At 46.4% G+C, this 25,678-nt stretch carries 24 protein-coding genes and 1 other annotated feature; of the genes, 20 read left to right on the top strand and 4 right to left on the bottom strand.

The annotated features are described in order from the left end of the window. Nucleotides 1-35 precede the first annotated feature (35 nt). The 3 genes from MKX80_RS16325 to MKX80_RS16315 all read left to right on the top strand — a co-directional run bounded on the left by MKX80_RS16325 (nucleotide 36) and on the right by MKX80_RS16315 (nucleotide 3,740). Nucleotides 36-365 carry a DUF4257 domain-containing protein gene (locus MKX80_RS16325; protein ID WP_142238592.1) on the top strand — a complete coding sequence of 110 codons (330 nt, stop codon included), beginning with the start codon at nucleotides 36-38 and terminating at the stop codon, nucleotides 363-365. A gap of 102 nt (nucleotides 366-467) precedes the next feature. Beyond that, nucleotides 468-679 (top strand) — a binding site (T-box leader). 112 nt (nucleotides 680-791) lie between these two features. Then, nucleotides 792-3,206, top strand: a complete 2,415-nt coding sequence (gene leuS, locus MKX80_RS16320) for a leucine--tRNA ligase (RefSeq protein WP_154997180.1) — start codon at nucleotides 792-794, stop codon at nucleotides 3,204-3,206. 126 nt (nucleotides 3,207-3,332) lie between these two features. Beyond that, nucleotides 3,333-3,740 (top strand): VOC family protein, encoded by a 408-nt coding sequence (locus MKX80_RS16315; protein ID WP_268299346.1) that lies wholly within the window; start codon nucleotides 3,333-3,335, stop codon nucleotides 3,738-3,740. Between the two features lie 11 nt (nucleotides 3,741-3,751). Here MKX80_RS16315 and MKX80_RS16310 read toward each other — a convergent pair whose 3' ends face one another. Further along, nucleotides 3,752-4,645, bottom strand: a complete 894-nt coding sequence (locus MKX80_RS16310) for a LysR family transcriptional regulator (protein ID WP_268299344.1) — start codon at nucleotides 4,643-4,645, stop codon at nucleotides 3,752-3,754. A gap of 126 nt (nucleotides 4,646-4,771) precedes the next feature. Between MKX80_RS16310 and MKX80_RS16305 the strand changes: the two genes are divergently transcribed. The 5 genes from MKX80_RS16305 (at nucleotide 4,772) to MKX80_RS16285 (ending at nucleotide 10,265) form a co-directional block, all read left to right on the top strand. Next, entirely contained in the window at nucleotides 4,772-6,022 is a 1,251-nt protein-coding gene (locus MKX80_RS16305) for an amino acid permease (protein WP_268342728.1), read from the top strand. 31 nt (nucleotides 6,023-6,053) lie between these two features. Next, nucleotides 6,054-6,941: an alpha/beta fold hydrolase gene (locus MKX80_RS16300; RefSeq protein WP_268335314.1), complete on the top strand. Its 888-nt coding sequence runs from the start codon at nucleotides 6,054-6,056 to the stop codon at nucleotides 6,939-6,941. Between the two features lie 17 nt (nucleotides 6,942-6,958). Then, complete coding sequence (locus MKX80_RS16295; RefSeq protein WP_268316053.1) at nucleotides 6,959-7,723, top strand: NAD-dependent epimerase/dehydratase family protein; 765 nt, start codon at nucleotides 6,959-6,961, stop codon at nucleotides 7,721-7,723. Nucleotides 7,724-7,864: 141 nt separating this feature from the next. Continuing rightward, nucleotides 7,865-8,743: a carbohydrate ABC transporter permease gene (locus MKX80_RS16290; protein ID WP_076791082.1), complete on the top strand. Its 879-nt coding sequence runs from the start codon at nucleotides 7,865-7,867 to the stop codon at nucleotides 8,741-8,743. 16 nt (nucleotides 8,744-8,759) lie between these two features. After that, complete coding sequence (locus tag MKX80_RS16285) at nucleotides 8,760-10,265, top strand: extracellular solute-binding protein (protein ID WP_154997192.1); 1,506 nt, start codon at nucleotides 8,760-8,762, stop codon at nucleotides 10,263-10,265. A 31-nt stretch (nucleotides 10,266-10,296) separates the two neighbouring features. Here the strand turns inward: MKX80_RS16285 and MKX80_RS16280 are convergent, their stop codons facing one another. After that, nucleotides 10,297-12,606, bottom strand: a complete 2,310-nt coding sequence (locus tag MKX80_RS16280) for a helix-turn-helix domain-containing protein (RefSeq protein WP_182070198.1) — start codon at nucleotides 12,604-12,606, stop codon at nucleotides 10,297-10,299. A gap of 215 nt (nucleotides 12,607-12,821) precedes the next feature. Between MKX80_RS16280 and MKX80_RS16275 the strand changes: the two genes are divergently transcribed. The 10 genes from MKX80_RS16275 (at nucleotide 12,822) to MKX80_RS16230 (ending at nucleotide 19,891) form a co-directional block, all read left to right on the top strand. Beyond that, complete coding sequence (locus tag MKX80_RS16275; RefSeq protein WP_154997197.1) at nucleotides 12,822-13,787, top strand: sugar ABC transporter permease; 966 nt, start codon at nucleotides 12,822-12,824, stop codon at nucleotides 13,785-13,787. 28 nt (nucleotides 13,788-13,815) lie between these two features. Then, nucleotides 13,816-14,937 carry a glycoside hydrolase family 105 protein gene (locus tag MKX80_RS16270; protein ID WP_268342726.1) on the top strand — a complete coding sequence of 374 codons (1,122 nt, stop codon included), beginning with the start codon at nucleotides 13,816-13,818 and terminating at the stop codon, nucleotides 14,935-14,937. Further along, nucleotides 14,934-15,428 (top strand): lipoprotein YteS, encoded by a 495-nt coding sequence (locus tag MKX80_RS16265; RefSeq protein WP_154997201.1) that lies wholly within the window; start codon nucleotides 14,934-14,936, stop codon nucleotides 15,426-15,428. The genes MKX80_RS16270 and MKX80_RS16265 overlap by 4 nt, the downstream gene beginning before the upstream one ends. A 19-nt stretch (nucleotides 15,429-15,447) precedes the next feature. Next, nucleotides 15,448-16,725 (top strand): Gfo/Idh/MocA family oxidoreductase, encoded by a 1,278-nt coding sequence (locus MKX80_RS16260; RefSeq protein WP_268317845.1) that lies wholly within the window; start codon nucleotides 15,448-15,450, stop codon nucleotides 16,723-16,725. 15 nt (nucleotides 16,726-16,740) lie between these two features. Further along, entirely contained in the window at nucleotides 16,741-17,388 is a 648-nt protein-coding gene (locus MKX80_RS16255; RefSeq protein ID WP_154997205.1) for a YesL family protein, read from the top strand. Between the two features lie 34 nt (nucleotides 17,389-17,422). After that, nucleotides 17,423-17,782, top strand: a complete 360-nt coding sequence (locus tag MKX80_RS16250; protein ID WP_154997207.1) for a DUF1992 domain-containing protein — start codon at nucleotides 17,423-17,425, stop codon at nucleotides 17,780-17,782. A 104-nt stretch (nucleotides 17,783-17,886) separates the two neighbouring features. Beyond that, a complete protein-coding gene (locus tag MKX80_RS16245) occupies nucleotides 17,887-19,005 on the top strand; it encodes a hypothetical protein (protein WP_186807207.1) in 1,119 nt (372 codons plus the stop codon). Then, on the top strand, nucleotides 19,002-19,136 hold the full coding sequence (locus MKX80_RS16240) for a hypothetical protein (RefSeq protein WP_261763508.1): 135 nt from the start codon (nucleotides 19,002-19,004) through the stop codon (nucleotides 19,134-19,136). The genes MKX80_RS16245 and MKX80_RS16240 overlap by 4 nt, the downstream gene beginning before the upstream one ends. Nucleotides 19,137-19,215: 79 nt before the next feature. Continuing rightward, nucleotides 19,216-19,533: a rhodanese-like domain-containing protein gene (locus tag MKX80_RS16235; protein ID WP_003184512.1), complete on the top strand. Its 318-nt coding sequence runs from the start codon at nucleotides 19,216-19,218 to the stop codon at nucleotides 19,531-19,533. A 175-nt stretch (nucleotides 19,534-19,708) separates the two neighbouring features. Continuing rightward, nucleotides 19,709-19,891, top strand: a complete 183-nt coding sequence (locus MKX80_RS16230; RefSeq protein WP_003184510.1) for a sporulation protein Cse60 — start codon at nucleotides 19,709-19,711, stop codon at nucleotides 19,889-19,891. Nucleotides 19,892-19,926: 35 nt separating this feature from the next. Here MKX80_RS16230 and MKX80_RS16225 read toward each other — a convergent pair whose 3' ends face one another. Together MKX80_RS16225 and MKX80_RS16220 are read right to left on the bottom strand one after the other, a co-directional pair. After that, nucleotides 19,927-21,462, bottom strand: a complete 1,536-nt coding sequence (locus MKX80_RS16225) for a BCCT family transporter (protein WP_154997213.1) — start codon at nucleotides 21,460-21,462, stop codon at nucleotides 19,927-19,929. Nucleotides 21,463-21,692: 230 nt separating this feature from the next. Beyond that, a complete protein-coding gene (locus MKX80_RS16220) occupies nucleotides 21,693-22,967 on the bottom strand; it encodes an NAD(P)/FAD-dependent oxidoreductase (RefSeq protein ID WP_182070202.1) in 1,275 nt (424 codons plus the stop codon). Nucleotides 22,968-23,201: 234 nt separating this feature from the next. Between MKX80_RS16220 and MKX80_RS16215 the strand changes: the two genes are divergently transcribed. Both MKX80_RS16215 and MKX80_RS16210 read left to right on the top strand, forming a co-directional pair. Next, nucleotides 23,202-24,830: a polysaccharide biosynthesis protein gene (locus tag MKX80_RS16215; RefSeq protein ID WP_182070203.1), complete on the top strand. Its 1,629-nt coding sequence runs from the start codon at nucleotides 23,202-23,204 to the stop codon at nucleotides 24,828-24,830. Nucleotides 24,831-24,872: 42 nt separating this feature from the next. Next, entirely contained in the window at nucleotides 24,873-25,595 is a 723-nt protein-coding gene (locus tag MKX80_RS16210; RefSeq protein WP_154999617.1) for a pseudouridine synthase, read from the top strand. Nucleotides 25,596-25,678: the final 83 nt, after the last annotated feature.

Here is a 25,678-nt window from a genome sequence, read left to right as displayed (position 1 = left end):
AGTCGCTTGACTAAACTAAGGGCTTTAGGAAGGTGATGAAGATGCTGCATCAAGTTTTGGTTGCTTGTTTGATTGGAGGGATTATGGGGGTTCTCGGGCACATTAAAAAAAGAGGACGCCTCGAGAAACCGAGAACAACGAAACGATTCATTTACCTTGGTTTTTTTGAAGATATTCTTGTCGGAATGGTTGCTTCTATTTTGCTTGTTTTATCTGCGGAACCTGATTCTGGAATTCAGCTTGTCGTGTTATCGATCATTGCCGGCTACGGCGGTGAAGCTGTATTGAGAAGCTTTGACTTTGTCAGAGAACAGCAGGCAAATGTACAGAACTCCGAACGGCAAAACAAATCTCCACACGATTAAGATCCTCACTCTTACCCTTTTTTCAGCACATTCCCATTGTATACAAACCTGCTTGCACTTATGAACAGAATTCTATAAAATACAGATAAGATTACGGTTACGGCAAGAACAGTGAAGAGGAGCAGTAAGAAGCCCATTTTGTTTCAGAGAGTTGACGGCTGGTGAAAGTCAATCAAATGAGCTTCCGAACTCACCTCAGAGTTGCAGCAGTGATAAGCTGCTGCCGCGTATCTGCGTTACAGATATCAAGTGAGTGTGCCTCGTGCACACTAACAAGGGTGGTACCGCGGGAAATCGAATCTCTCGTCCCTTCTTAGGGATGGGAGAGTTTTTTTGATTTTAGAATAATCTGAATATAACGCTGCCAGTCCCGTCCATACTTGAAGACAAAGAAGCCGTACACATATTCAAAGGAGGTTTTTACAATTGAGTTTTGACCATCAAACAATCGAGAAAAAGTGGCAGGACTATTGGCTGAAAAATAAAACGTTTGCCACGCGTGAAGATAAATCCAAACCGAAATTTTATGCATTGGACATGTTCCCGTATCCGTCAGGCGCAGGCCTTCACGTCGGACACCCTGAAGGCTATACAGCAACTGACATTTTGTCCCGCATGAAACGGATGCAAGGGTACAATGTCCTCCATCCAATGGGCTGGGATGCATTCGGGCTTCCTGCCGAGCAATATGCGCTAGATACGGGAAACGATCCTGCCGTCTTTACCGAGCAGAATATTGACAACTTCCGCCGCCAGATCAGAGCGCTCGGCTTTTCGTATGACTGGGACAGAGAAGTCAATACAACAGATCCGGACTACTATAAATGGACGCAGTGGATTTTCTTAAAGCTTTACGAAAAAGGTCTCGCTTATGTAGATGAAGTCCCTGTAAACTGGTGTCCTGCGCTTGGAACCGTTCTTGCCAATGAAGAAGTCATCGACGGCAAAAGCGAACGCGGCGGCCATCCTGTAGAACGCCGTCCAATGAAACAGTGGATGCTGAAGATTACCGCTTATGCCGACCGCCTGCTTGAAGATTTGGAAGAACTCGACTGGCCGGAAAGCATTAAAGAGATGCAGCGCAACTGGATCGGCCGTTCTGAAGGGGCGCATGTTCATTTTGCGGTCGACGGCACAGACGAAACGTTTACGGTTTTCACAACGCGGCCTGACACATTATTCGGTGCGACATATGCTGTTTTGGCTCCAGAGCACGATTTGGTTCAAAAAATCACGACGCCTGAACAGAAAGACGCAGTCAACGCCTATATCGAAGAAGTTCAATCAAAGAGCGACTTGGAGCGGACAGACCTTGCTAAAACAAAGACAGGCGTCTTCACAGGCGCTTATGCGGTCAATCCGGCAAACGGAGAAAAAATTCCGGTCTGGATTGCGGACTATGTCTTGGCTACATACGGGACCGGAGCAGTTATGGCTGTTCCTGCCCATGATGAGCGGGACCACGAATTTGCATCAGCATTCGGGCTGCCGATCAAAGAAGTCGTCAAAGGCGGGGATGTTGAGAAAGAAGCATATACAGGCGACGGAGAACATATCCATTCAGATTTTCTGAACGGCCTTGATAAAGCGGCTGCGATCGAGAAAATGATCCAGTGGCTCGAGGAAAACGGGAAGGGCGAGAAAAAGGTAACATACCGCCTCCGCGACTGGCTGTTCAGCCGTCAGCGCTACTGGGGCGAACCGATCCCGGTCATCCATTGGGAAGACGGTACATCGACGCCGGTTCCTGAAGAAGAGCTACCGCTGATTTTGCCGAAAACGTCGGAAATCAAACCGAGCGGAACGGGTGAGTCCCCTCTAGCGAACATTAAAGAATGGGTGGAAGTGACAGATCCTGAAACAGGCAAAAAGGGAAGACGCGAAACGAATACGATGCCGCAATGGGCGGGAAGCTGCTGGTACTTCCTGCGCTACATCGATCCGAAAAACCCGAATGAACTGGCTTCCCCTGAAAAATTAAAGGAATGGCTTCCTGTCGATATGTATATCGGAGGGGCGGAACACGCCGTACTTCACTTATTGTATGCGCGTTTCTGGCATAAATTCCTTTATGACATCGGGGTCGTTCCGACGAAAGAGCCGTTCAAACAGCTTTATAACCAAGGGATGATTCTTGGTGAAAACAATGAAAAAATGAGCAAATCCAAAGGCAATGTCGTCAATCCGGACGAAATTGTGGAGACGCATGGTGCGGACACACTTCGGCTGTACGAAATGTTCATGGGACCTTTGGATGCATCGATCGCCTGGTCAACGACAGGACTTGACGGAGCCCGCCGCTTCCTTGACCGCGTATGGCGTTTGTTTATCGATGACAATGGCGGGTTAAACGAGAAGATCGTTGAAGGAGCCGGCGAAACGCTTGAGCGCGTCTACCATGAAACGGTCATGAAAGTGACGGATCATTTCGAAGGCCTGCGCTTTAATACAGGTATTTCACAGCTGATGGTCTTCATCAATGAAGCATATAAAGCTGATCAGCTTCCGAAAGAATACATGGAAGGCTTCGTGAAATTGCTTTCTCCTGTCGCGCCTCATTTGGCTGAAGAGCTGTGGAGCCGCCTCGGTCATGAGGAAACGATCACGTATGAAGCATGGCCTGTCTATGATGAAGCAAAGCTCGTTGATGACGAAGTCGAAATCGTCGTTCAGCTGAACGGAAAGGTGAAAGCGAAGCTGAACGTTCCGGCTGACGCGGACAAAGAACAGCTTGAAGAGCTGGCGAAAAACAATGAAAAAGTAAAAGAACAGCTCGAAGGAAAAACGATCAGAAAAGTGATTGCTGTACCTGGAAAGCTTGTCAATATTGTTGCAAATTAATGGCGAAAGCCCCTTCAATCCGAAGGGGCTTTTTTGTCATTCCATCGAAAGGATGAAAATATTTCGGCCGTTCGCCTCGTTTCTAATGATCCTTGACCGCTTAAAATGGGAAAAAAGGAGATGATCATGATGCGTTTTTCCGATTTTTCCGCCGTACAGGTCAGAATCGCCCGGCCTACAGACCGTTTTGACGAAATCGTTGCGTTTTACGAAAAGGGGCTGGGCCTGAAAAAGCTTGGCGGTTTTTCCGGCCATCAAGGGTATAATGGCGTCATGTTCGGCCTGCCGAATGTCCAATACCACCTTGAATTCACCTCCCATATCGAAGGCAGCCCTTGTCCGGCACCGACTAAAGACAATCTGCTCGTTTTTTATATTCCTGATCTGAAGGAAATCAAGATTATATTAAATAGGCTCGCTGACATGGGCTATCACGAAGTGCCGCCAGAAAATCCATATTGGAAGGACAAAGGGGCAACGGTGGAAGATCCGGACGGCTGGCGGATCGTGCTGATGAATACCGAAGGCATTTAGATATAGGAACGTTATGCCTGTGCCCAGTCTTTTGCTTTCCTGCGGACGATATCTGTAAAAGCCGCCATTGCAGGAGAAAGCCATTTGTTTTTATGATAAACCATTTGAGTGGAAAACAGGGCGTCGCGGACCAGCGTGCCCTGAAGCTTTCCTTCTTCGATATCAGTGCGCGTTGTGATCAAAGGAAGAAGGGATACGCCCAACCCGCACATCACGCACTGTTTAATCGCTTCGACACTCCAAAACTCCATCGTATGGTCGGCAATGACTCCCCTTTGACGTAAATATTCCTCAAAAAAATCACGGTAGCTACAGCCGTGCTCCGTATATAAAAACGTTTCATTTGCGGTAAAAGTCAAATCATCAAGGGTTTTTTGTCCTGCCGGGTGTTCCTTGGGGAAGATGAATACCATCGGCTCATTGACAAGCTTTTCAACATGAAGGTCGTTTTCTTTCCGATCGTTGTCCAAAAGAAAAGCGACATCGATTTTTCCCTGCTTCAATTCGTCTCTCAGCTGCCAGCACGTGGAAGACTTTAATGTGACCGTGACCTGCGGATATTTGTTTGTAAATTCGTGAAGAATGGCAGGCAATCTGTAAACCGTTAAAGATTCCGAGGCGCCGATGATCAAGTTTCCCGACGGCTCCTGGTCGTTTTCCGGAATGTGCCTCGCTTTTTCATACAGTTCGACCATTTCTGCGGCATAAGGGAGAAGGTGTTTTCCCGCTTCTGTCAGCATCATTTTTTTCCCCAGCCTGTAGAACAGCGGCTTTCTTAATTCTTGTTCGATTGCTTGAACGTGCGAAGTCACAGTGGACTGCGCATATCCCAAATAATCGGCAGCACGGGTAAAACCGCCGATATCCACGATGGTTTTGAATGTTTTCAAATGTCGGATCTCCATCTCGTCATCTCCCTTTTTTATCTTATATCGAAAAAATCGAAGTTACAGATCGATAATATCTATTTTACTGATGAATTAAACAAGATTACAATCATTTTAACGACTTTGCGAAAGGATTGTATCAGTATGAGAGAAAAAAAGCTTGGCCCTTTATTGTTAAGCGGGCTGATGACGGGGCCCATTTTAGGATCCGGAATCATTCTGCTGCCGCCGATGATTCATCAGACAGCGGGGGACTATGCGATTTTTGCATGGCTGTTAATGTTGGGAATCGGTTTTTTATTTGCCTGGGTTTTTGCCAGATTGAGCGTCGAGTATCCGAATGATGCCGGGATTGCTTATGCGGCTGAAAAAGCGTTCGGTTCCCGTGTTAAAAAGTTGGCAGTCTTTTATTTTATCATGGCTGCGAGTTTCGGCCCCGCCGCCGTATTAATGACGGCCGGCGAATATATTCATTCTCTTGCGGCCGGCACAGCATTTCCTGCTGAACTGTACGGCTTTGTTTTTTTCATCTTTTGTATGGTTGTCCTTTGCTTTAATCTTTCATTTGTCGGCATGGTTGCACTCATTTTCTCCACTGCCGCGGCACTCATCCTGTTTGGAAGCAGCGCGGCTTCCGTGCCTTACCTCCGTGAGGGGCCTCTCGTAGACGGAACCTTTCAGTTTGCCGATTTTGGCCGCGGATTGCTGCTGCTGTTCTGGGCATTGGTCGGATGGGAAATCGTCGGCAACTACAGTATGGAAGTGAAAAACCGCAGGAAAACGATTCCACGGGCCGTCGTGATCAGCAGTCTGACGGTAACGGTCATATATTTGGCGACTGCGGCAGCTGTTCAGTGGATTGATCCGGGATTCTTCGCAAACGGGCAATTGAAGCTGGCGATGATGCTGACGCCGTTGTTCGGATCTTTTGCATTGCCGGTGATCGCAGTGCTCACCGCTGTCCTCTGCATGTGCGCTTATTTTCAGGTGACAGGCGGAGCAGCCAGGCTGGTGGCCTCGCAGGCCGGCAGGCTGTTTGCCTACAGATCAAGGGGAAATCAGCCGATGGCAGCGCTGGGGCTTATGTTTCTCATCCATACCATCGTTTTCGTCTGCCTGATGTTTCATTTTCTTAATGTTGAGACGCTCGTCTTGATCGCAAACGCCTTTTTCATCTGCAACTCGCTGTGCGGTCTTGCTGCTGCTTACAAGCTGTTATCCGGCCGCGTTTACAAAATAGTATGCCTCTTTCTCATGGGGTGCTTCTCGCTGCTTCTTTTGTTTTCATCATCCTGGGTCTTACTGTTTATCATGCTTGCCAGCGCCTTGTTTGTTGTGAACTTCCGTCAACTTATCATCTGGAAAAAGGTAAAACGCCCTTTCAAATCGTATTAATGAATCAAACGAAAAAAGAAAGGGGAACACGATGCGCAGTCAACTTTTCAAACTGCTCGGCGATTTGCCGGGGAAAAAAGGCATTGATGCGAGCACTCTTAAAATTGAAGAAAAGTCATCTTTTATTCTCGAAACGCTTTTGCTTGATTTAAACGGAATTGAAGCGGTGCCGGCCTATTTTGCAAAACCGAAACAGATGAACGGCAAGCGGCCGGCCGTGCTTTACTGTCATTCACACGGAGGTCGTTACGAAATAGGAAAGGAGGAGCTGATTGAAGGAGCGGATTACTTACAAGCGCCGCCGTTCGCCGAGGAATTGACGGCCTTGGGATTTTCCGTGCTGGCGATTGACCATTGGGCTTTTGGAGACAGGCGGGGCAAAACGGAGAGTGAGATATTTAAAGAAATGCTTTGGACAGGGCGGGTGATGTGGGGAATGATGGTCTTCGACAGCATCAGAGCCATCGATTATCTGAACATGCGGGAGGACACAGATGAAAGCCGCATCGCTTCACTCGGCATGTCGATGGGAGGCCTGATGGCCTGGTGGACTGCTGCATTGGATGAGCGGGTCAGCGTATGCGTTGATATATGCGCTCAGGTGGACAGCGAAACATTAATCAAGACGCAAAATTTGGACCGCCACAATCTCTATTCGTATGTTCCCGGGCTGGTCAAGCACTTTTCAACCGCTCAAATCGAAAGCTTGATCGCTCCAAGGCCACATTTAAGCCTCGTCGGAACCGCAGATAAACTGACGCCAGTTCAAGGGATTGACCTCATTGAAGAAAAGCTGTCCGATGTGTATAAAGAAAAAGGCGCCCGTGAACGCTATGAAGTGTTTCGCTCTCATTCAGGACACCTCGAGACAGCCGGAATGAGGCATAAAGCGATCGGTTTCTTAAAAACATGGCTGTAAAACAGGAGGTGAATACTGTGAAAAAGGTGACGATCATCGGAGGGAACGGTACGGTCGGCCGCGTATTAGCGGACGGATTGGCAGGTGAAGGATACGAGGTGACAGTGCTCGATTTAAAAGAACCGGATGAAAAGCCGGCTGCCCGGTTTGTCCGGGTGGATGCGGCAGATTACAATGAAGTCGTGAAAAGCATTCCTGCGAATACAGATGCGGTGATCAACCTTTTGGCTGTCAAGCCGACGGGCGATTTGCTTGACCGGCAGGAGTTTGAGAAAATGACGGATATCTTTTTTAAAGCGACATATACGATTTTGCGGGCGGCGGCGGAGCTCGGCGTGCCGAAGGTGGTATTTGCAAGCAGCAACCATGTGACAGATGTATATGAAAAGGACGGCGATTCTCTGCTGGGGAGGCAGATCAACACGGATGACTACCCGCAGTCCAAAAGCTTGTACGGCTTGTTAAAATTGGCGTCTGAAAATCTCGGCTACCTATTCTCCCACCAATTAGACGCCAAGGTTTCCGTGATCAATCTGCGGATCGGGACAGCCGCTGAAAATGAGCAGGAAACGCTGCGCGCAAAACCGAGGAGCAAAAAAACGCTGTTATCCCACACCGACCTCATCGGGATTTTTAAAGCTGCGATCGAATCCGGCAAAACATATGGTACATATTATGCTGTCAGCGACAATAAGGGGCGGCCGTGGTCGATCGATTCCGCCATTCAGGAACTGGGGTACAAACCGAAAGTCAGCGCTTCAGACATCCTTGATGAAGACTGAGGTATCATCTTCTAAGGTGATGATCTTTTTCTCCGCTTTCCTGATCCTGCTTAAAAAATGATTATAGACGCTCTCCTTTCTGTCTGCTACATTTTAGACACGATATCGTAATATTTTGACAGCGCTTACAAGAAGGGGGAAATGACGATCAGGCATTCTGCTGGAAGCCGCGTGTTTGACATATTGAATTATTCATTTTTAACAGGGTTCGGATTGGTTTGTGTGCTGCCGTTCATCCACGTTATTGCAGCCTCTTTTGCGACAGTTGAGGAGGTCATTTCGAAAAAATTCATTTTAATACCGACGACTTTTTCACTGGATGCGTACAGGTATATTTTTTCAACTGACATTGTATACAGAAGCTTAATCATTTCTATTCTTGTCACAGCCGTAGGGACGGCGGTCAGCATGTTTCTTTCCTCTTTAATGGCATACGGGTTGTCGAGAAAGGAGCTGATGGGAAGGCGCGTCCTGATGTTCTTGGTCGTGTTTACGATGCTGTTCAGCGGAGGGATGATCCCGACCTTTCTCGTCGTAAAATCACTCGGATTGCTCGATACCTATTGGTCTCTGATTCTTCCGACCGCCATTAATGCGTTTAACTTGATTATTTTAAAGAACTTTTTTCAAAACATACCGTCAAGCCTCGAGGAATCCGCCAAAATTGACGGCTGCAATGACATCGGCATTTTCTTCCGCATCATTCTTCCATTGTCTTTGCCGGCGATTGCGACGATTTCGCTGTTTTACGCCGTCACCTATTGGAATACGTACATGCAGGCGATTCTGTACTTGAGCGATGCGACAAAATGGCCGATACAAGTTTTGCTTCGCCAGATTGTCATCGTATCAAGCGGTATGCAAGGAGATATGACGGAGATGGGAGCAGCCGCGGCGCCGCCGGAACAAACGATCAAAATGGCGGTCATTGTCGTTGCAACCATACCGGTGCTGCTCGTGTATCCGTTTATTCAAAAACACTTTGCAAAAGGCGCTCTCTTAGGGTCAATTAAAGGATAAAAACGGAGGGGACAATATGGGGAAAAAATGGCTGATTCCGATTTTTGCGTTCGTGCTTTTGGCCGGCGGACTGCTTGGCTGTTCGAACAGCGGAGCAGATCAGGCTTCTTCAAAGGAGGAGAAGGTCGATCTGAACTCGCCTTTGGATTTGAGCTGGATGGTGATCCTTTATCATCAGCAGCCGCCGAAGGACACGGCGATTAAAAAAATCGAGGAGCTCACCAATACAAAGCTCGATTTAATGTGGGTGCCTGATGCGGTAAAAGAGGACCGCTTAAACTCAGCGCTCGCCGCCGGAAACCTGCCGAAAGTCGTCACCATTCAGGACATTAAAAATTCATCTGTCATGAATGCATTCAGGTCGGGGATGTTTTGGGAGGTCGGCCCTTATTTAAAGGATTATCCGAATTTAAGCAAGATGAACAAGCTGATCAATAAAAACGCTTCAATCGACGGAAAGCTTTACGGCATCTACAGAGAGCGTCCGTTATCAAGGCAGGGGGTTGTCATCCGTAAAGACTGGCTTGACAACCTTGGGCTCGATATGCCGAAGACAGTTGATGAACTTTACGAAACAGCGAAGGCATTTACAGAAAAAGATCCTGACCAAAACGGAAAGAACGATACGATCGGCTTTGCCGACAGAAACGATTTGATCTACGGCGCCTTTAAAACATTGGGGTCCTATATGGGCATGCCGACTGACTGGGAGGAAAAAGACGGCAAGTTCACGCCTGACTTCATGACAAAAGAGTACATGGATACGATGAAATATATGAAAAAGCTGTATGATGAAGGGCTGATCAACAAAGACTTCCCGGTTACGAGCAAAACGCAGCAGCAGGAGATGTTTTCACAAGGGAAGGCCGGCATTTATGTCGGAAATATGGTCGATGCCGTCAATTTAAGAGACCAGTCTGTCGATGACAAAATGGAGCTTGAGATCATCAATCGGATCAAAGGGCCGGACGGAAAAGAACGCGTCTGGGCATCGGGCGGGCATAACGGAATCTTTGCCTTCCCGAAAACAAGCGTCAAAACAGAAAAAGAGCTGAAGAGGATTCTGGCCTTTTTCGACCGGATCGCCGAAGAGGATGTTTACAGCCTGATGACGTACGGGATCGAAGGGGTTCACTATAAAAAAGAAGGGGATAAACAATTCAAACGAATGGACGAAAAACTGAAAGACTGGCAGGCGGAAATCCAACCGCTCGTCTCTCTCGTCGGCATTGATAAACAATACTTGAAAAATACGGGCGATCCGCTCCGTACTAAATATGAAGAGCTGACAGAGGACAATAATGAGATCATCGTCTCAAACCCGGCCGAAAGTTTGTACTCACCGGCCGCATCTGAAAGAGGCGATGAACTGCAAAAGATTATTGATGATGCCACATATCAATTCATCCTCGGCAAAATCAATGAAAGTCAGTTCGAGAAAGCGGTTGAAAAATGGCGGACAAACGGCGGAAATCAAGTAATAGAAGAATATGAGGAGTCATTTAAAAAAGCGGAAAAATAGAAGACAATCCCGGGGAACCGGGATTGTCTTTTTATGCCGAATGATTTTTCAGCTCGCGGTATTTGCCGGGCGTGATTCCTTCCAGCTTTTTAAATGAACGGATGAAATTCTGCGGGTTTTTGTATTTCAGTTTTTCAGAAATTTCTTTTACGGACAGCGTCGTTTCCGTCAGCCAGTTTTTCGCGATATGATGCCTGTAGGATGACAAATATTCGCTGAACGATATTTTCATTTCTTTCCTGAAGATGCTGCTTAAATAGTTGGGGTTGTAATGAAGCCTTCCTGCGATCGATTCGAGCGTTAAGTCCGTGTCGAATTCCTGTTGGATAATATGGACGATTTTTTCTGAGATGTTTTTGTATTGCGATTCTTCTCTGATGCTGAGTGTATCGATCATTTTGACGATGATCTGTGCGTTCAGCCAGCTTTCGATCTCCTCGATGGTCGTCAGCTCAAAGACGTCGTCGTACAGCATCGTATTTTCGTTCGGTTCAAAAATCTCGATTCCGAGCAAATGCATAAATTCAATCAAGTTGTTCAACAGCCTTGCAATCGCAACCTGGCAGTGATGAGGATTCATGTTTTCAGAACAAATCGATTCAAGGAGAAGATGAAGCTGTTCGGCTGCTTGTTTACGGTTGCACGTTTTAATGGCTTCAAACAGTTCATTTTGAATCTGCTTCGGAAACTGGGTTAAAAACGCTTTGTTGCGGTCAAGATGCTCATAAAAAATCACTGTGTGTTTTCCGGATTTCAGACGGTATGTCAGCGCTTCAAGCCCTTCCAAATAAGCGCGCTTCGACATTGCAAGGCTTGTAAACGGCTGGCTGATACCGATGCTAATGAACAATCCAAGCTCTTCATGAATTTTATCCTTGATGGATGATGCGGTATGCTCCAAGTCTTCCTGAAACCTGTCCAGCGGCTGTCCGCGGTTCAACATGATGATTGTCTGCGTTTTATCAATGACAACCGGCGGGAGGCGCTTATTCTTTGGCACAGATCGTTCGACAAGGCTGTTGATCGCAAACAGCAGGACATCAAGATCCTTTTTTTCGTATGACGTGTCTTTCAATGTATCTATTTGCAGTGTGAAAACGGACAGGTGGCTCCAATCTTCAGGAAAGCCGAGCCCTGTAAAGCGGTCTTTGATTTCTTCTTCGCTCAGCTTGCCGAGCAAAAGCCTTGTTAAAAAATACTGCTTCAGCTGTGTGACCTGCTGTTCGACACGCACCTCCAGATCATGGTTTTTATTTTTCATCTCTTTAATATTCCGTTCAATCAGTTCAAATTCGTTTTTCGGTTTCTCTTGGCCGGAATCGGCCCCCGCAGAAAAGCCGGAGACGGATTCGTATAAAACCTTGATCGGTCTGTAAAAATGACGCGAACCAAACCAGGAAAATAGATATGAAAGCGCTAACAAAATGATGCAGATCGTAAACGTGAACCAGCCGATTGATGCCGTCTGCTGATAAAGTTCCGGAATGGTCGTTAACGAAACATATATCCAATTATTGTAATCTGATTTCTGGTATGTAATGTTATAGGCGGTGTCGCTGACTGTTGTATCAAACTGGCCGTTTTTTTCCTGGTGCCGGCGGATCGTTTTGAAATAATCTTCTTGTTTAATCGATTGTCCAATCATTGACGGGTCTGAGTGAAGGATGATCCGTCCGTTGTCATCAAGCACCATCATGCTGTTTGTTTTTGAATGATGAGGCATGCGCTTGACAAGCGAACAAGAAGGAATGCTCGCGATCGCAAGGCCTCTGTTTTCCATGCTGTTCAGAGGAAGCTGTTTGACCAGATTGACGTTATACAGGCAGTTTCCAGAAGCCCCTTCTTTTGTGGCGACAAGATCATTGTTTTTTTCAAGCAGCCAGCTGGAACGGCTTTTTAAAGCGTTGTAAAGCGAGATTGTGATGGCTTGTTTTCCCTGATCTAAAGGATATAAACCGGAATTGTTGATATACCACTTTTTTTCTTGGCTGATCAGCGTGATATCCGACAGATCGGTATCGAATGTCTGCAGTTCGTTTAATTCCTTGTTAATTTGGTTGTACAGCTGAAAGCGTTCTGGTGTAATGGTGCGGCTGAGCGTCTGAATTAAAGGATAGGAACGGACGTAATTTGTGAAGGAATGGTCAACCGTTTTTAAAATATGTTCAATATTAAGCTGTGTCTGGCCAACGGTTTGGAGCTTTTCGTTTGTAACGTTTTGTTCAATGGTTTCCGCTGATCTCTGATATGAAAAAAAGCCGACGATGATGACCGGAATGGTGCTCAGGACGAGAAAGAAGGTCACCAGCTTATAGTAAAACTTATATTGTTTTCTCTTCATAAATTCCCCCCCAACAAATCTTCGTTTGAGATGTACATATATAATTAATCCGACTTTTGTGTGAATTTGTCAATAATCATTTTCTAACCATCGTTTCATTTTATTAGGTTTTGCCGGCTGCCGGGCGAGGTGCGGCCGATGTGATGATATGATTGTAGATTTATTTTTTCATGGTGGGATAAAGTGAAAGCAAACATCACGAAGGGAGGCCGTTTATGAAAGCAGCCGATGTCCAGACCGGGAAAAATCCGGCCCTTATTGTTGAGAAAAAACGAAAGACGCGTTTTTGGGAAAAGTTTCTCCAGCAAAAATATTTATATTTGATGATTCTGCCGGGACTGATTTATTTTTTGCTTTTTAAGTATGTGCCGATGTGGGGGATTGTCATAGCGTTTCAGGATTACCAGCCGTTTCTCGGCATAACGGGGAGCGAATGGGTGGGTTTTAAGCATTTTGAAAGGCTGTTTACCGAACCGACGTTTTTTATGCTTCTGAAGAATACATTGATTTTGTTTTTTCTCAACCTTGTCGTATTCTTTCCGATACCGATTATTTTGGCGCTTTTATTGAATGAAGTCAGAGTCGCACTGTTCAAAAAGTTTGTCCAGACGTTGATCTATATTCCGCATTTTATGTCATGGGTCATTGTCGTATCACTTTCATTCGTCCTGTTGACTGTTGACGGAGGACTGATCAATGAGATCATCGCTTACTTCGGCGGAGAAAAGATCAACTTTTTGCTGAATGAAAGCTGGTTCAGGCCGATGTACATTCTCCAGGTCATCTGGAGGGAAGCTGGCTGGTCGACAATCATTTATTTGGCGGCGATTACCGCTGTCGATCCGCAGCTTTACGAAGCAGCGAAAATGGACGGGGCCAATCGCCTGAGGAGGATGTGGCATGTCACACTTCCTGCGATCAGAAGCGTCATCGTTGTTTTGCTTATCCTGAAAATCGGCGATACGCTCGAGCTCGGCTTTGAGCATGTGTATCTGCTTTTGAATGCAACGAACCGCGAAGTGGCCGAAATCTTTGATACGTATGTATACACGGCCGGATTAAAGCAGGGACAGTTCAGCTACAGTACAGCCGTCGGTTTATTTAAAGCAGCTGTCGGTCTCATTCTTGTCGTATTTGCAAACAGGATGGCGAAGAAATTTGGAGAAGAAGGGATCTATTAATATTCTTTGATGAAAGGAATTGAATGACATGAATCAATCTCTCATCACAAAATCGCCTCTTTACATTGCCGAAGAAGCGGCCAAAACAATAATGAAAGCGTATACACCGAAGGAGCTGCCGCCGGCCGGACGCTGGCACTACCATCAGGGCGTATTTCTGTGCGGCCTGATTCGCCTCTGGGAAGAGACGGGGCAAGAAGCATACTTCAAATATGTAAAAGAATATGCCGATGAGCTCATCGATGACTGCGGCAATTTTTATTTCAGGAGGGATGAGCTGGACGCTATACAAGCCGGACTTCTCCTTTATCCTTTGTACGAGGAGACGGGCGATGAACGCTACCGCAAAGCCGCAAAAAAGCTGAAGGGCCTTTTCGAAACGCTGAATCAAACAGAAGAAGGCGGTTTTTGGCATAAAGATAAATACCCTTACCAAATGTGGCTTGACGGATTGTACATGGGAGGGCCCTTCGCACTTAAGTATGCAAGAGCGTTTAATGAGCCTGAACTGTACGACATGGTCATCCTCGAGGAAAGACTGATGAGAAAACATACGAAAGACGGCAGGACGGGATTGTATTATCACGCGTGGGATGAAAAGAGGCAAATGCCCTGGGCCGACCCCGTCTCAGGCTGTTCTCCCGAATTTTGGGGAAGGTCAATCGGCTGGTATGCGCTTGCGCTGAGCGACATGATCGAACTGCTCCCGCAGGGGCATGACACAAGACAGGAGTGGACCCGGACGCTTCAAGAGATGGTCAAAAGCATTGCTGATTTTCAAGATGAAAGCACAGGGTTATGGCACCAGGTTGTCGATAAAGGCGGACTTCCGGACAATTGGCTTGAAAGCTCCTGCTCGTGTTTGTATATGTATGCGATGACCAAAGGTGCTCGCATGGGCTATATCGATTCTTCATATATTGATAGAGCGGCAAAGGCTTTCAAAGGACTCGTCGAAGAAAAAATCGAGCTGAGTGCAAAAGAAGGCTTGCTTTTAAAAGATATTTGCGTCGGAACTTCTGCAGGGACATACGATTATTATGTCGGGCGGGAAAAAAGCACCAACGATCTGCACGGTGTCGGGGCATTGATCATGGCTCTTGTAGAACTCGAAAAGACCGGCCGTATTTCCTGCGGGGAAGCGAAGTGAAAAACTTCGCCTTCTCCGTCCTTCTATTCGCAGCAGTGCTTCTCCTTTCCTCATGCGGAAAGGATGGTAGCCGGGGAACAGACGTATTGATCTTTTCGGATGCACCGGCTGAAATAAAGGAAAACATACAGCGCGCTGCCGGGAAAGAACAGCTCAACATCACCGTTTTCCCGGCTGCACCTGAAAAACTCCTTGTTGAAATTGCGGCGAAAGAAGGAGATCTGTTTATCGTTCCAGAAGACATGTTTAAACCTTTTTACGATCCTGAAGGACTTCAGCCATTAAATGTTGCTTCGGAAGAAAAAAAGCCGTACAGCGCTCCGGGAAAAAACGGGGAAGTACAGCAGTATGCGGCTGTCATCGAAAAAGGAGAAAAACGTTTGAACGGCTATACGTTTCAGCTGAATACAGACATGGCAGCTTTCATACCGGTTTATGCGAAGAAAACCCCTGAAGCGACGGAACTCATCGAAGCGCTTCGATCAAAATGAATGAAAGGGGGAGGAGCCGATGAAAACATATGCGATATGCGGTCTGAGCGGCCGCGCTTTTAACATGTTTATCGAGCCTCTGGTGGAAAAATACGGGGATGAACACCGCATCGCTGCGCTCTTGGACATCGATCCGCTGAGGGAAGAAGTCTGCAAAGAAAGGTTTCCGGCGCTTCGTCCTGTCCCGTTTTTCGAAGGGAAAGCGTTTACCGAAATGCTTGACAAAATCAAGCCGGACGCCATTATTGTAGCAGGCCGTGATGATACGCATGTCCGCTATATATTGGGTGCTTTACGGGCAGATATTGACGTGGTCACTGAAAAGCCGATGGTGACAACAGCACGGGATGCGGCAGCCGTGTTAAAAGCCGAAGCCGAGAGCAAAGGAAAAGTGACCGTTACATTTAACTACCGCTACAATCCGTACCACCGCAAGATCAAAGAACTGATACTTGAAGGAAAACTCGGCAAGATTACATCGGTTGATTTGAACTGGTACATCGATACGTATCACGGCGCAAGCTATTTTAAACGCTGGAACAGGATGAGAGCATTCTCAGGCGGGCTTTCCGTCCATAAGTCAACCCATCATTTCGATCTTGTCAATTGGTGGCTCGATCAAACGCCCCGCGAGGTTTTTGCCTATGGCGGTCTGTATTACTACGGACACGACGGCGAAATGAATCCTGAAAAAGGGGAAAAACGTTATTGCGGAACATGCCATGTCAAAAAGAAATGCCGCTATTTTATGAGATGGCAGGCAGGCGACCCGCAGGACGACCATGTCAAGACCAACGAAAACAAGCATCTGCTCTATACCGATTACAGGCCTGACGCTTGTATTTTCGATGAAGAAATCGATATCGAGGATACGTATGCAGCCGTTTTGAAATACGACAAAGGGGCGCTTCTGAATTACTCCGTTCATTTTTCAGCCCCGTATGAAGGCTACCGGCTTGCAATCAACGGGACAAAGGGAAGACTTGAAACGCAGGAATATCATGCGCCGGCAAGAGTTCCATTTGAAGTTCCAGAACAGACCATCGATTATTATCCGCTGTTTGAATCGAAAGAAACAATTCGCGTCGTCAGGCAGCCCGGCGGGCATGGCGGAGGAGACCCGCTGCTTTTGGAAGAGCTGTTTGGCGGAGGAGATCCTTTGAGGAATTACGACATTCTGGCCGGTGCCGAAGCAGGCGCCTATTCAATTGCAGCCGGCGAGGCATTGTGGCGCTCCATCAAAGAAAAAAAGCCGATAGAAATCAGTGAACTTCTGTATACCCGGCAATATACATAAGGAGGAGAGAAATTCGTGGAACAAAACGTCTCCATGGGAAGGGTGTTGAGCTTCTGTGAATGGGTGATGAAGTTTTTTTACGCCAATCTGCTGTGGTTTGTTTTTACCATGCTCGGTCTTGGCGTCTTCGGATTTATGCCGGCGACGACTGCATTGTTTTCCGTGATGAGAAAATGGATTATGGGCAAAACCGATATTCCGATATTCAAAACGTTCTGGCAGGCGTACCGCGGCGAGTTTCTTCGTTCCAACGCTATCGGCTTCATTCTGGCGGCGGTCGGCATCATCATTTATGTTGACCTTGCTTTTATTTATCCGGAGCATTTCCTATTGCACGTTCTCAGGTTCGTCATTATGGTTTTTGGATTTTTGTTTTTGATCATGCTGTTTTATATGTTCCCGCTGCTCGCCCATTTCGATTGGAAGAAGCGGATGTATTTCAAGTTTTCGCTCATTCTCGGCATATCGTATTTGCAATATACATTAACGATGATGGCGGTCACTGCAGTGCTTTATATCGCATTTGCCTTTTTGCCCGGGATCGTTCCTTTTTTCAGCGTCAGTCTGCTCAGTTATGCGGTCATGTGGCTGGCATATCAAGTGTTGAAAAAAGCGGAAGCCGTAGAACAGAGGGAAACCGCCATAACGACAAGACATACCTGATCCTTTGCTTTAGGTGTGGTGAAAGGAGGCCCTTATGGGTGAAGAATTTAAAAAACGATATCTACACTGGATTGATCAAGCCGTAAAGGAGAGCGAAAAGAAAGACGACTTCAAGTCCCTCCCCGGTTTTGGAAAACCGCTCAGCAAAGAGGCGCTCGAGGGGGATGCACTTTCGTCAACCCTTAAAAACGCCCGTTATCTGCCGGAGTGGCTAAAGCTGCAAAAGGAAATTAAACAAGAGATAGAAAAAGCGATCAAATCGAATCAGCGCGAAACGCTGATTGAGGCCATCAACCAAAAAATTAAAAAATACAACCTCACCTGTCCGAACCAATTCCAAAAAGGCCTTGTTTCAGCCAAAAACCTCGAAAGTCAGCTCAAATATTGGAGCTGATGCCATTCCCTGCACTTATTCATAAAAATAATTGCCAATAACAATTATCTTCTGTAAAATAAAGTTAATAAAGGTAATCTTTATGCTCTTAAAAAGAAGAAAGGATGAATGAAGAAGTGGAAGCGAAAGCGGCATACGAAAAAGCGGCCGGGCTCTTGAATCAGTGGTACACCATGATCAAGCGCCATGAAGCGCTCCAGGCTGTATCTTTGAGATACGAGATCCAAAACCTGCTTTCTAAAATGGACAAAAACAGGGATTTGGAACTCTATTTTCAGCTTTTGGACTACCGCTGCAAATTGATGATGGAGCAGTTTGCAGAATCAGCCGAGCTCTTCCGGAAGATTAAAAGGCAGAAGGAAACGGTTAAGAGCGCGGATGACATCATTCAATACTATTTTTTCTTTTTTTCAGGCATGTATGAGTTTTATGAGAAAAACTATCTTGAGGCGATCAACTGTTACAAAAAAGCAGAAACGAAGCTGCATAAACTGACGGATGAAATTGAAAAAGCGGAATTTTATTATAAAATTGCGACCGCCTACTACCAAATAGACGATCATTTCAGATCGTTGAACTACTCCGAAAAAGCGCTCTCACTTTTCAGTAAGCATAAAGAATACATAGACAAAACGATCGGGTGCGAAATGATTCTCGGGTCGGTTCAGTTTGAACTGTTCCGCATCAAACAAGCGGAGGAGCACTACGGCCGGGCGCTTGATCAGGCCGTTTCCCTCCAAAACCGGCGAATCATCGGGCTGATCTATCATAATATGGGACTGAACTATGCCAAATGCAGCATGCCGCTTTTGGCGGAGGAGCATTTTAGAAAAGCCCTTTCAATCGGTGTCCATGAGCAATCGATTTTTGGCATCAACACCCTTTTTGAGCTGTCTCACCTCATGTACAAAAACGGTTCTCCCGAAGAAGCGAGACGTCTCTGCAAAGAGGGATTTACCAGATCGGCGGAACAAGGAGAGGATGAATACGCAGCGAAGTTCAGGCTGATTTTTGCCCTGTATGACGCTGGCCATCCGCTCGATATTGAATTTTCGCTTGAATATATGAGGGATAAACGGCTATGGCCGCATGTTGCTGAACTGACAAAAGATATTGCCGACTACTACATGAAGTCAGGCGACCATGAAAAAAGTGCGCTTTACCTGGAAAAATCACAGCATGCGAAAAATCAAATATATAAAATGAAGGAGGAGCTTATATGAAAAAAACCATTTGTTTTTTCGCCGTCATGCTTGTTTGCCTGATGGGGGGAAGCTTCACAGCTGATTCTGCAGCACAGGACGGATCGTTTCAGCCATTGGGCAAATCGGTGTTTCCTGACAGCGGACGATAGAGAAAACCTGCCGAAATAGAAATGGCCTCCCGACTTTTGCTATAATAGTCTCACCTAAAGGCAATTGAAGGGAGCAGTAATGATGACGATAAAAGAGATTTCGCCTGATGAACTGAAAGACAGGCTTGCAAAAGGAGAAACGCTGAACATTATTGATGTCAGAGAAGATGAAGAGGTGGCTGAAGGAATGATCCCTGAAGCCGTCCACATTAAAATGGGGGATATCCCTGAAAAACTCGACGTCTTTCAAAAGGATCAGCCTTATATTTTTGTGTGCCGATCAGGCAAACGAAGCGAAAATGTCTGCCTCTATTTGCAGGATAAAGGCTTTGATGTCACCAACATGGTCGGCGGCATGCTAGAATGGACCGGAAACACGAAGCCGAAAACAAAATAAGCGGATTTGACTTCTTATCTGTACAGGTAAGAAGTTTTTTTATTTAAAATGGAGCACCAAATGTCAGGAAACGTTCGGAGCGTCCGCTGCCAATGTTGAAGGTTCTTTTGCTAAGGATTTTAAGCATAACTTCGGCTGTGTGCGAATACCTTTCATTATAGAAAGGAGAGAGCGTATGCTGAAGGTGGCCGTATTTGATGAAGAACACGAAAAAGATTTGCAGCATGAAATCAATGAATTCTTAAAAAAACTGTCGGAAGACCAGCTGGTCGATATAAAATATGACGTATCAGCCGCATGCGATCCTCAAGGCGAACAGCTTTACTGTTTTTCAGCGCTAATCTTATACAGGACATAAAAAAACAGCTCTTCAGAGAGAAGAGCTGTTTTCGTTTATGCTTTTTTCACCCTCGGGCTTCTTGGCTTCTGGAATTTCTCGGCTTGTTTAATCTCTTTTCGTTCTTGTGACAGAGATTTATATAACGATACAATCATGAGAATCACGACGACTGAGAACGGCAGTGCGGCCAGGATGGCGGTGTTTTGCAGCGCCGATAGTCCGCCTGAATACAGGAGCGCCGCAGCCATTGCTGACTGGATGATGCCCCATGATATCTTGACCGAATTCTCAGGATTTAGTGAACCGTAAGTCGTTTGCATTCCGAGAACAAATGTTGCCGAGTCTGCAGAAGTGATAAAGAATACGGCAATGAGCAACAAGGCAACGATAGATGTAATCATCGCCAGCGGGTAGTGGTCAAACATTCCAAACAGCATCGTGTCTGTAGACAGTTTTGCAACGTTGAAAATTCCTTTTTGCTGAAGATCCATCGCTGAAACCCCGAAAATTGAAAACCATAGAAACGCCAGCACAGTAGGCGCAAACAAGACGGCAATCAAAAATTCCCTGATTGTGCGCCCCCTTGATACACGGGCGATGAAAATACCGACAAACGGCGACCAGGAGATCCACCAAGCCCAGTAGAAAATCGTCCATGAATTGATCCATTCACGGCTGTCCGGATCATTAGGCGCAAGGCGGAAGCTCATTTGCACCACATTGGAGATATACGTTCCGATCGTGTCCGTAAACGAGTTCATAATTAATACCGTCGGTCCGACGAAAAGCATAAAGATCATCAGGACGCCGGCCAGCACCATGTTCGTATTGCTCAAATACTTGATGCCTTTTCCGATTCCGCTCCATGAGGAAATTAAGAACAGAACGGTGATGACTGCAATGATCGCCAGCTGCACCTGGAAGCTGTTCGGCACTCCGAATAGATAATGGAGTCCGCCGTTGATCTGCGTGGCGCCGATTCCGAGACTAGTCGCTACACCGACGACGGTTGCGAATACAGCGATGCAGTCAATCCCTTTTCCAAGCGGTCCGTTGACTCTGTCGCCGAAGACCGGAAACAGCGTCGCGCTGATCAAGCCAGGCGCGTCTTTTCTGAATTGAAAGTATGCGATGCAAAGGGCAACGATCGCATAGATCGCCCAAGCATGCAATCCCCAGTGGAAAAATGTATACCTCAGAGAATCTCTGAAGGCCTGGGCTGTTTCTGTTTCACCTGATGGAGAGCTAATGGCATAATGGCTGATCGGTTCAGCCGCGCCATAAAATACGAGACCAATGCCCATACCTGCGCTAAAAAGCATGGCAAACCAAGATAATCGAGAGAATTCAGGTTTTTCTTCAGGTTTCCCTAATCTGATCTTTCCAATCGGACTGAAGATCAAAAAGATGCTGAATGCGACAAACAGAGAAACCACCAATAAGTAATACCATCCGAGTGTGTTTGTAACATAACCTTGAATCGAAGTCGTTAACGCTTGAAGGTTATCCGGAGCAACGATTCCCCATAATACAGCTGCTGCTGTGATAACAATCACAATCCAAAAAACGCTTGAAATATTTTTCAAAATCATCCTCACCCTCTAATCATTTTTCGTCCTTACTCCCATCATTATGTTTAGTATGAGTTGCACATATAAAAATCATTCTCTCTCAGGAAGTTTGACCTAGCTTCCCCTATTACCCCACAATCAGGTGAAACAAAACTCTTTAACCGTAACATACTTTTCAAAAAAGGCACAAGTCTCAGCACTGGGCTGAAACTCTGCCATTCCACATTTGTCAAGGGTTTAGAGCAATTTTATTTTTTTCTCCGGCAAAGCGAAAATCCGCCTGCATTCAAGCCTGCAAGTCTGCCTGTGACAAGCGCGGATGTGATATTATACCCACCCGTATAGCCGTGAATATCGAGGATTTCCCCGCAGAAATAAAGCCCTTCCTTTTTTTTGGACGCCATTTTTTTAGGATCGATTTCTTTTACGGAAACCCCTCCGCCGGTCACAAAGGCTTTGTCAAGCGAAAGGGTGCCGTTCACGTTGACGGAAAACTCTTTACAGTCTTTGACGAAAGCTCTGAAACGGTCTTTGGAAAGGGATGAAAAGGTTTCAGAAGGATCAATCTTGTTGCGCTCGAGAAGAAACAGCAGATACCTTTCCTGCATCCAAGGCTTCAGCACGTTTTTAAGTGATTTTTTCGGAGCGTCTTTTAATTCTTTATGCATGTTTTGAAAAAGCTGTTCTTCATGAATGTCAGGGAACAAGTCGATTTTCAGCTTGACTTTTTCCTGCTTTTTCAACTCTTTGACGACAAATTGGCTGCATCTGAGGACAGCGGGCCCTGAAAGTCCAAAATGGGTAAAAATCATATCCATTTGGTGGGTGATGACCGGCTTTCCTTTTTTGTTCAATACGCTGAGGGCGACGTTTCTCAGTGATAGGCCCTGCAATGTTTTCTGCTTGATAAAAGGCTCGTCAGACGTAACCGGAACCTCTGTCGGGAACAGTTCCGTAATCGTATGGCCGGCTTTTTCCGCCCATTCATAGCCGTCTCCGGTCGATCCCGTATGGGGGACGCTTTTCCCGCCGACAGCGATAACGACAGAGCCTGCTGCAATCTCTTCGCCGCTGCCCGTCACGATCCCGCTCGCTTTTTCTTCATTGTATAGGACAGTTTTCACTTTTTCGTTTGTACGTACGCTCACATGAAGCTGTTCAAGCCTTGTTAAAAGTGCATCTACTACGCTCTGAGCCTTGTCGGAGACGGGAAACATTCTTCCGTGATCTTCCTCTTTCAGCTTGACGCCCAGGCGCTCAAAAAACTTGATGATGTCCTCATTGTTAAATTCAGAAAAAGCGCTGTACAAAAAGCGTCCGTTTCCGGGAATATGCCGGATGATCTCATCAACCGGCAAGCGGTTTGTCACATTGCACCGTCCGCCTCCCGAAATGGCCAGCTTGCGGCCGAGTTTGTTACCTTTGTCGATCAAGAGAACGTCCGCCCCCTGTTCACCGGCCGCGATGGCGGCCATCAGCCCGGAGGGGCCTCCGCCGATGACGATGACATCAAAATACTTCATACTATTATCCTCAACTTTCCTGTCTTGTAGAGCCTGCATTCTGTGCAGGCGGGGCAGATTGGATCAGACAACATCCGCGCTCCATCTTCTTATTATAACGAAAGAACGGCATGATGAAAAAACGATAAAACATGGGCATGTTAAAATTTAGCCATGTTATTATTACCTGAGTGATGCGCCTGTATGTTAAAATAGAAAAGTTGAATCTATTGAAGAAAAATGGTGATTGGGAACATGTCAAGCAAACTGTTAAGAGGCACATTTGTATTAACGCTTGGTACCTATATTTCAAGGATCCTCGGAATGATTTATTTGATTCCGTTCGGAGCCATGGTCGGTGCCACCGGCGGTGCCCTGTTCCAGTACGGTTATAATCAATATACGATTTTTTTAAGCATTGCGACCATGGGGTTTCCGGCGGCCGTGTCCAAGTTTGTTTCGAAATATAACTCGATGGGTGATTATGAAACAACGAGAAGGATGCTGCGCGCCGGAATGTCGATGATGCTCGTCACAGGCATCATTGCTTTCTCCATTTTATATTTGTCCGCCCCGTTTTTTGCGGAGATGGCCCTTGGCGGTACAGAAAACAACGGGCTGACGATTGAACATGTCGTGTATGTCATTCGCATGGTCAGTCTCGCTTTACTGGTTGTGCCGATTTTGGCGCTGATCAGAGGCTTTTTCCAAGGTCACCAGATGATGGGGCCGACAGCCGTTTCACAGGTCGTTGAACAAATTGCCAGAATCGTTTTTCTATTAACGGCCACTTACTTGGTGATCAAAGTAGTAAACGGCGGGCTTGTCGTCGCTGTCGGCTATGCGACTTTTGCGGCTTTGATCGGCGCGTTCGCTGGGCTGTTCACTCTTTATTTTTCTTGGCAGAAAAGAAAAGGGGCGCTCCTGGCGCTGAAGCCGAACCTTGTTCCTTCCGCCAATATTACGTACCGGCAGATGTTTAAAGAGCTGTTCAGCTATGCCGCTCCTTACGTCTTTGTCGGGCTGGCGATACCGCTTTACCAGTACATTGATACGAATACGTTTAATAAAGCGATGATTGCAGCCGGCTATCAAAACATCAGCCAGGATTTGATGGCGATCGTGACGCTGTACGTGCCAAAGCTTGTGATGATTCCGGTATCTCTCGCGACGGCATTCGGCCTGACTTTGATCCCGGCGGTGACTGAAAACTTTACCAACAAAGATTTCCCTGCTTTAAACAAACAGATTGATCAGGCGATGCAGATCATTCTCTTCATCGTTCTTCCTGCATCAGTCGGTATGGCTCTTTTGTCGGGTCCGGTTTACACGTTCTTTTACGGCTCGGAAAGCCTGCTCCCTGAAATGGGACGAGTTATTTTGTTCTGGTACGCACCTGTGGCGCTGTTATTCTCGCTCTTCACCGTCAACGCTGCAATTTTGCAGGGAGTGAACAAGCAGAAATTTGCGGTTGTCAGTTTGATGATCGGGATTGTGATCAAAATCGCGCTTAACGTTCCGCTAATCAAGCTGTTTCAAGGTAGCGGGTCGATTTTGGCAACGGCGCTCGGCTATTCAGCGTCACTCCTATATGGATTTATCATGATTAAACGCCATGCAGGCTATTCGTATCGCAAACTGTTTAAACGGTTTTTGCTGATGCTGATCCTGACGGCGGTTATGGGCATCATTTTGCTGCTTGTTCAGGCGCTTCTTAGTCTGTTTATTTCATATGAAGGCGGGCAGATCAGGTCTGCTGTCGTCATTTTCATCACAACCGCGGTCGGCGGATCAGTTTATCTGTACTTGGCTTACCGTGTGAAGCTGCTCGAAAAAATCTTCGGTCAGCGGTTGAATCGCTTTTTCAAAAGAAAGTCCTCCTAAAAAGGGCTTTTCTTTTTATGCAGAAAAAAAGGGAGTGTCTTCATGAGATTGGATAAACTGTTGTCAAACAGCGGCTACGGGTCAAGAAAAGAAGTCAAAAAAATGCTGAAAAACGGCGCGGTGCGCGTCAATGATCAACTAGTCAAAGACGCCAAAGAGCACGTTGACCCGGAATCAGACGACATCACGGTATACGGTGAGCCCGTCATTTATCAGGAATTTATTTACTTGATGATGAACAAGCCCCAAGGAGTGCTGTCTGCAACAGAAGACAGCCGGCAGGAAACGGTTGTCGATCTGCTCGATCCTGAGCTGCTGAGGTTTGAGCCGTTTCCGGTCGGAAGGCTTGACAAAGATACTGAGGGACTGCTGCTTCTGACGAATGACGGACAATTGGCACACCAGCTTTTATCCCCGAAAAAACACGTGCCTAAAACGTATGAAGTCCATGTCAATAAGCCGATTGATCAGGCGGCTCTGGACCAGCTTGAAAAAGGGGTCGATATCGGTGAAGGCTATGTCACAAAACCGGCTGAAGCGTCGCTTTTGGAAAGCGAAAACAGCGTGGAACGTCTGCTTTTGACAATAACGGAAGGGAAATTTCATCAGGTAAAAAGAATGCTGAAGGCGGTCGGCCATGACGTCATCTATTTAAAGCGGCTGAAAATGGGGGATGTCGATCTCGATGAAGAGCTTTTGCCGGGGGAATACAGGGAGCTCTCTGAACACGAGCTAGCCGCATTGCAAAACAAAAAGACACTCTGATTCGTCGAGTGCCTGAAGTGGGTTTATGGAGCATCGAACTTCATTGAGTTTGATGCTTTTTATGTTTGATGGCTGTCTTATAT

It is taken from the genome of Bacillus sp. FSL K6-0972 (genome assembly GCF_037976035.1).
Lineage (GTDB): Bacteria > Bacillota > Bacilli > Bacillales > Bacillaceae > Bacillus > Bacillus haynesii.
The sequence above is the reverse complement of the archived record's forward strand: the minus strand, read 5'-3'. Positions and strand labels throughout refer to the sequence as shown.

What these genes read in the sequence shown, in the direction of transcription:
- MKX80_RS16325 (WP_142238592.1), top strand. Translation starts at nt 36, where the DNA reads ATGAAGATGCTGCATCAAGTTTTGGTTGCTTGTTTGATTGGAGGGATT.
- MKX80_RS16315 (WP_268299346.1), top strand. Translation starts at nt 3,333, where the DNA reads ATGATGCGTTTTTCCGATTTTTCCGCCGTACAGGTCAGAATCGCCCGG.
- MKX80_RS16310 (WP_268299344.1), bottom strand. Translation starts at nt 4,645, where the DNA reads ATGGAGATCCGACATTTGAAAACATTCAAAACCATCGTGGATATCGGC.
- MKX80_RS16305 (WP_268342728.1), top strand. Translation starts at nt 4,772, where the DNA reads ATGAGAGAAAAAAAGCTTGGCCCTTTATTGTTAAGCGGGCTGATGACG.
- MKX80_RS16300 (WP_268335314.1), top strand. Translation starts at nt 6,054, where the DNA reads ATGCGCAGTCAACTTTTCAAACTGCTCGGCGATTTGCCGGGGAAAAAA.
- MKX80_RS16290 (WP_076791082.1), top strand. Translation starts at nt 7,865, where the DNA reads ATGACGATCAGGCATTCTGCTGGAAGCCGCGTGTTTGACATATTGAAT.
- MKX80_RS16285 (WP_154997192.1), top strand. Translation starts at nt 8,760, where the DNA reads ATGGGGAAAAAATGGCTGATTCCGATTTTTGCGTTCGTGCTTTTGGCC.
- MKX80_RS16280 (WP_182070198.1), bottom strand. Translation starts at nt 12,606, where the DNA reads ATGAAGAGAAAACAATATAAGTTTTACTATAAGCTGGTGACCTTCTTT.
- MKX80_RS16275 (WP_154997197.1), top strand. Translation starts at nt 12,822, where the DNA reads ATGAAAGCAGCCGATGTCCAGACCGGGAAAAATCCGGCCCTTATTGTT.
- MKX80_RS16270 (WP_268342726.1), top strand. Translation starts at nt 13,816, where the DNA reads ATGAATCAATCTCTCATCACAAAATCGCCTCTTTACATTGCCGAAGAA.
- MKX80_RS16260 (WP_268317845.1), top strand. Translation starts at nt 15,448, where the DNA reads ATGAAAACATATGCGATATGCGGTCTGAGCGGCCGCGCTTTTAACATG.
- MKX80_RS16250 (WP_154997207.1), top strand. Translation starts at nt 17,423, where the DNA reads ATGGGTGAAGAATTTAAAAAACGATATCTACACTGGATTGATCAAGCC.
- MKX80_RS16245 (WP_186807207.1), top strand. Translation starts at nt 17,887, where the DNA reads ATGAATGAAGAAGTGGAAGCGAAAGCGGCATACGAAAAAGCGGCCGGG.
- MKX80_RS16240 (WP_261763508.1), top strand. Translation starts at nt 19,002, where the DNA reads ATGAAAAAAACCATTTGTTTTTTCGCCGTCATGCTTGTTTGCCTGATG.
- MKX80_RS16235 (WP_003184512.1), top strand. Translation starts at nt 19,216, where the DNA reads ATGATGACGATAAAAGAGATTTCGCCTGATGAACTGAAAGACAGGCTT.
- MKX80_RS16230 (WP_003184510.1), top strand. Translation starts at nt 19,709, where the DNA reads ATGCTGAAGGTGGCCGTATTTGATGAAGAACACGAAAAAGATTTGCAG.
- MKX80_RS16220 (WP_182070202.1), bottom strand. Translation starts at nt 22,967, where the DNA reads ATGAAGTATTTTGATGTCATCGTCATCGGCGGAGGCCCCTCCGGGCTG.
- MKX80_RS16215 (WP_182070203.1), top strand. Translation starts at nt 23,202, where the DNA reads ATGTCAAGCAAACTGTTAAGAGGCACATTTGTATTAACGCTTGGTACC.
- MKX80_RS16210 (WP_154999617.1), top strand. Translation starts at nt 24,873, where the DNA reads ATGAGATTGGATAAACTGTTGTCAAACAGCGGCTACGGGTCAAGAAAA.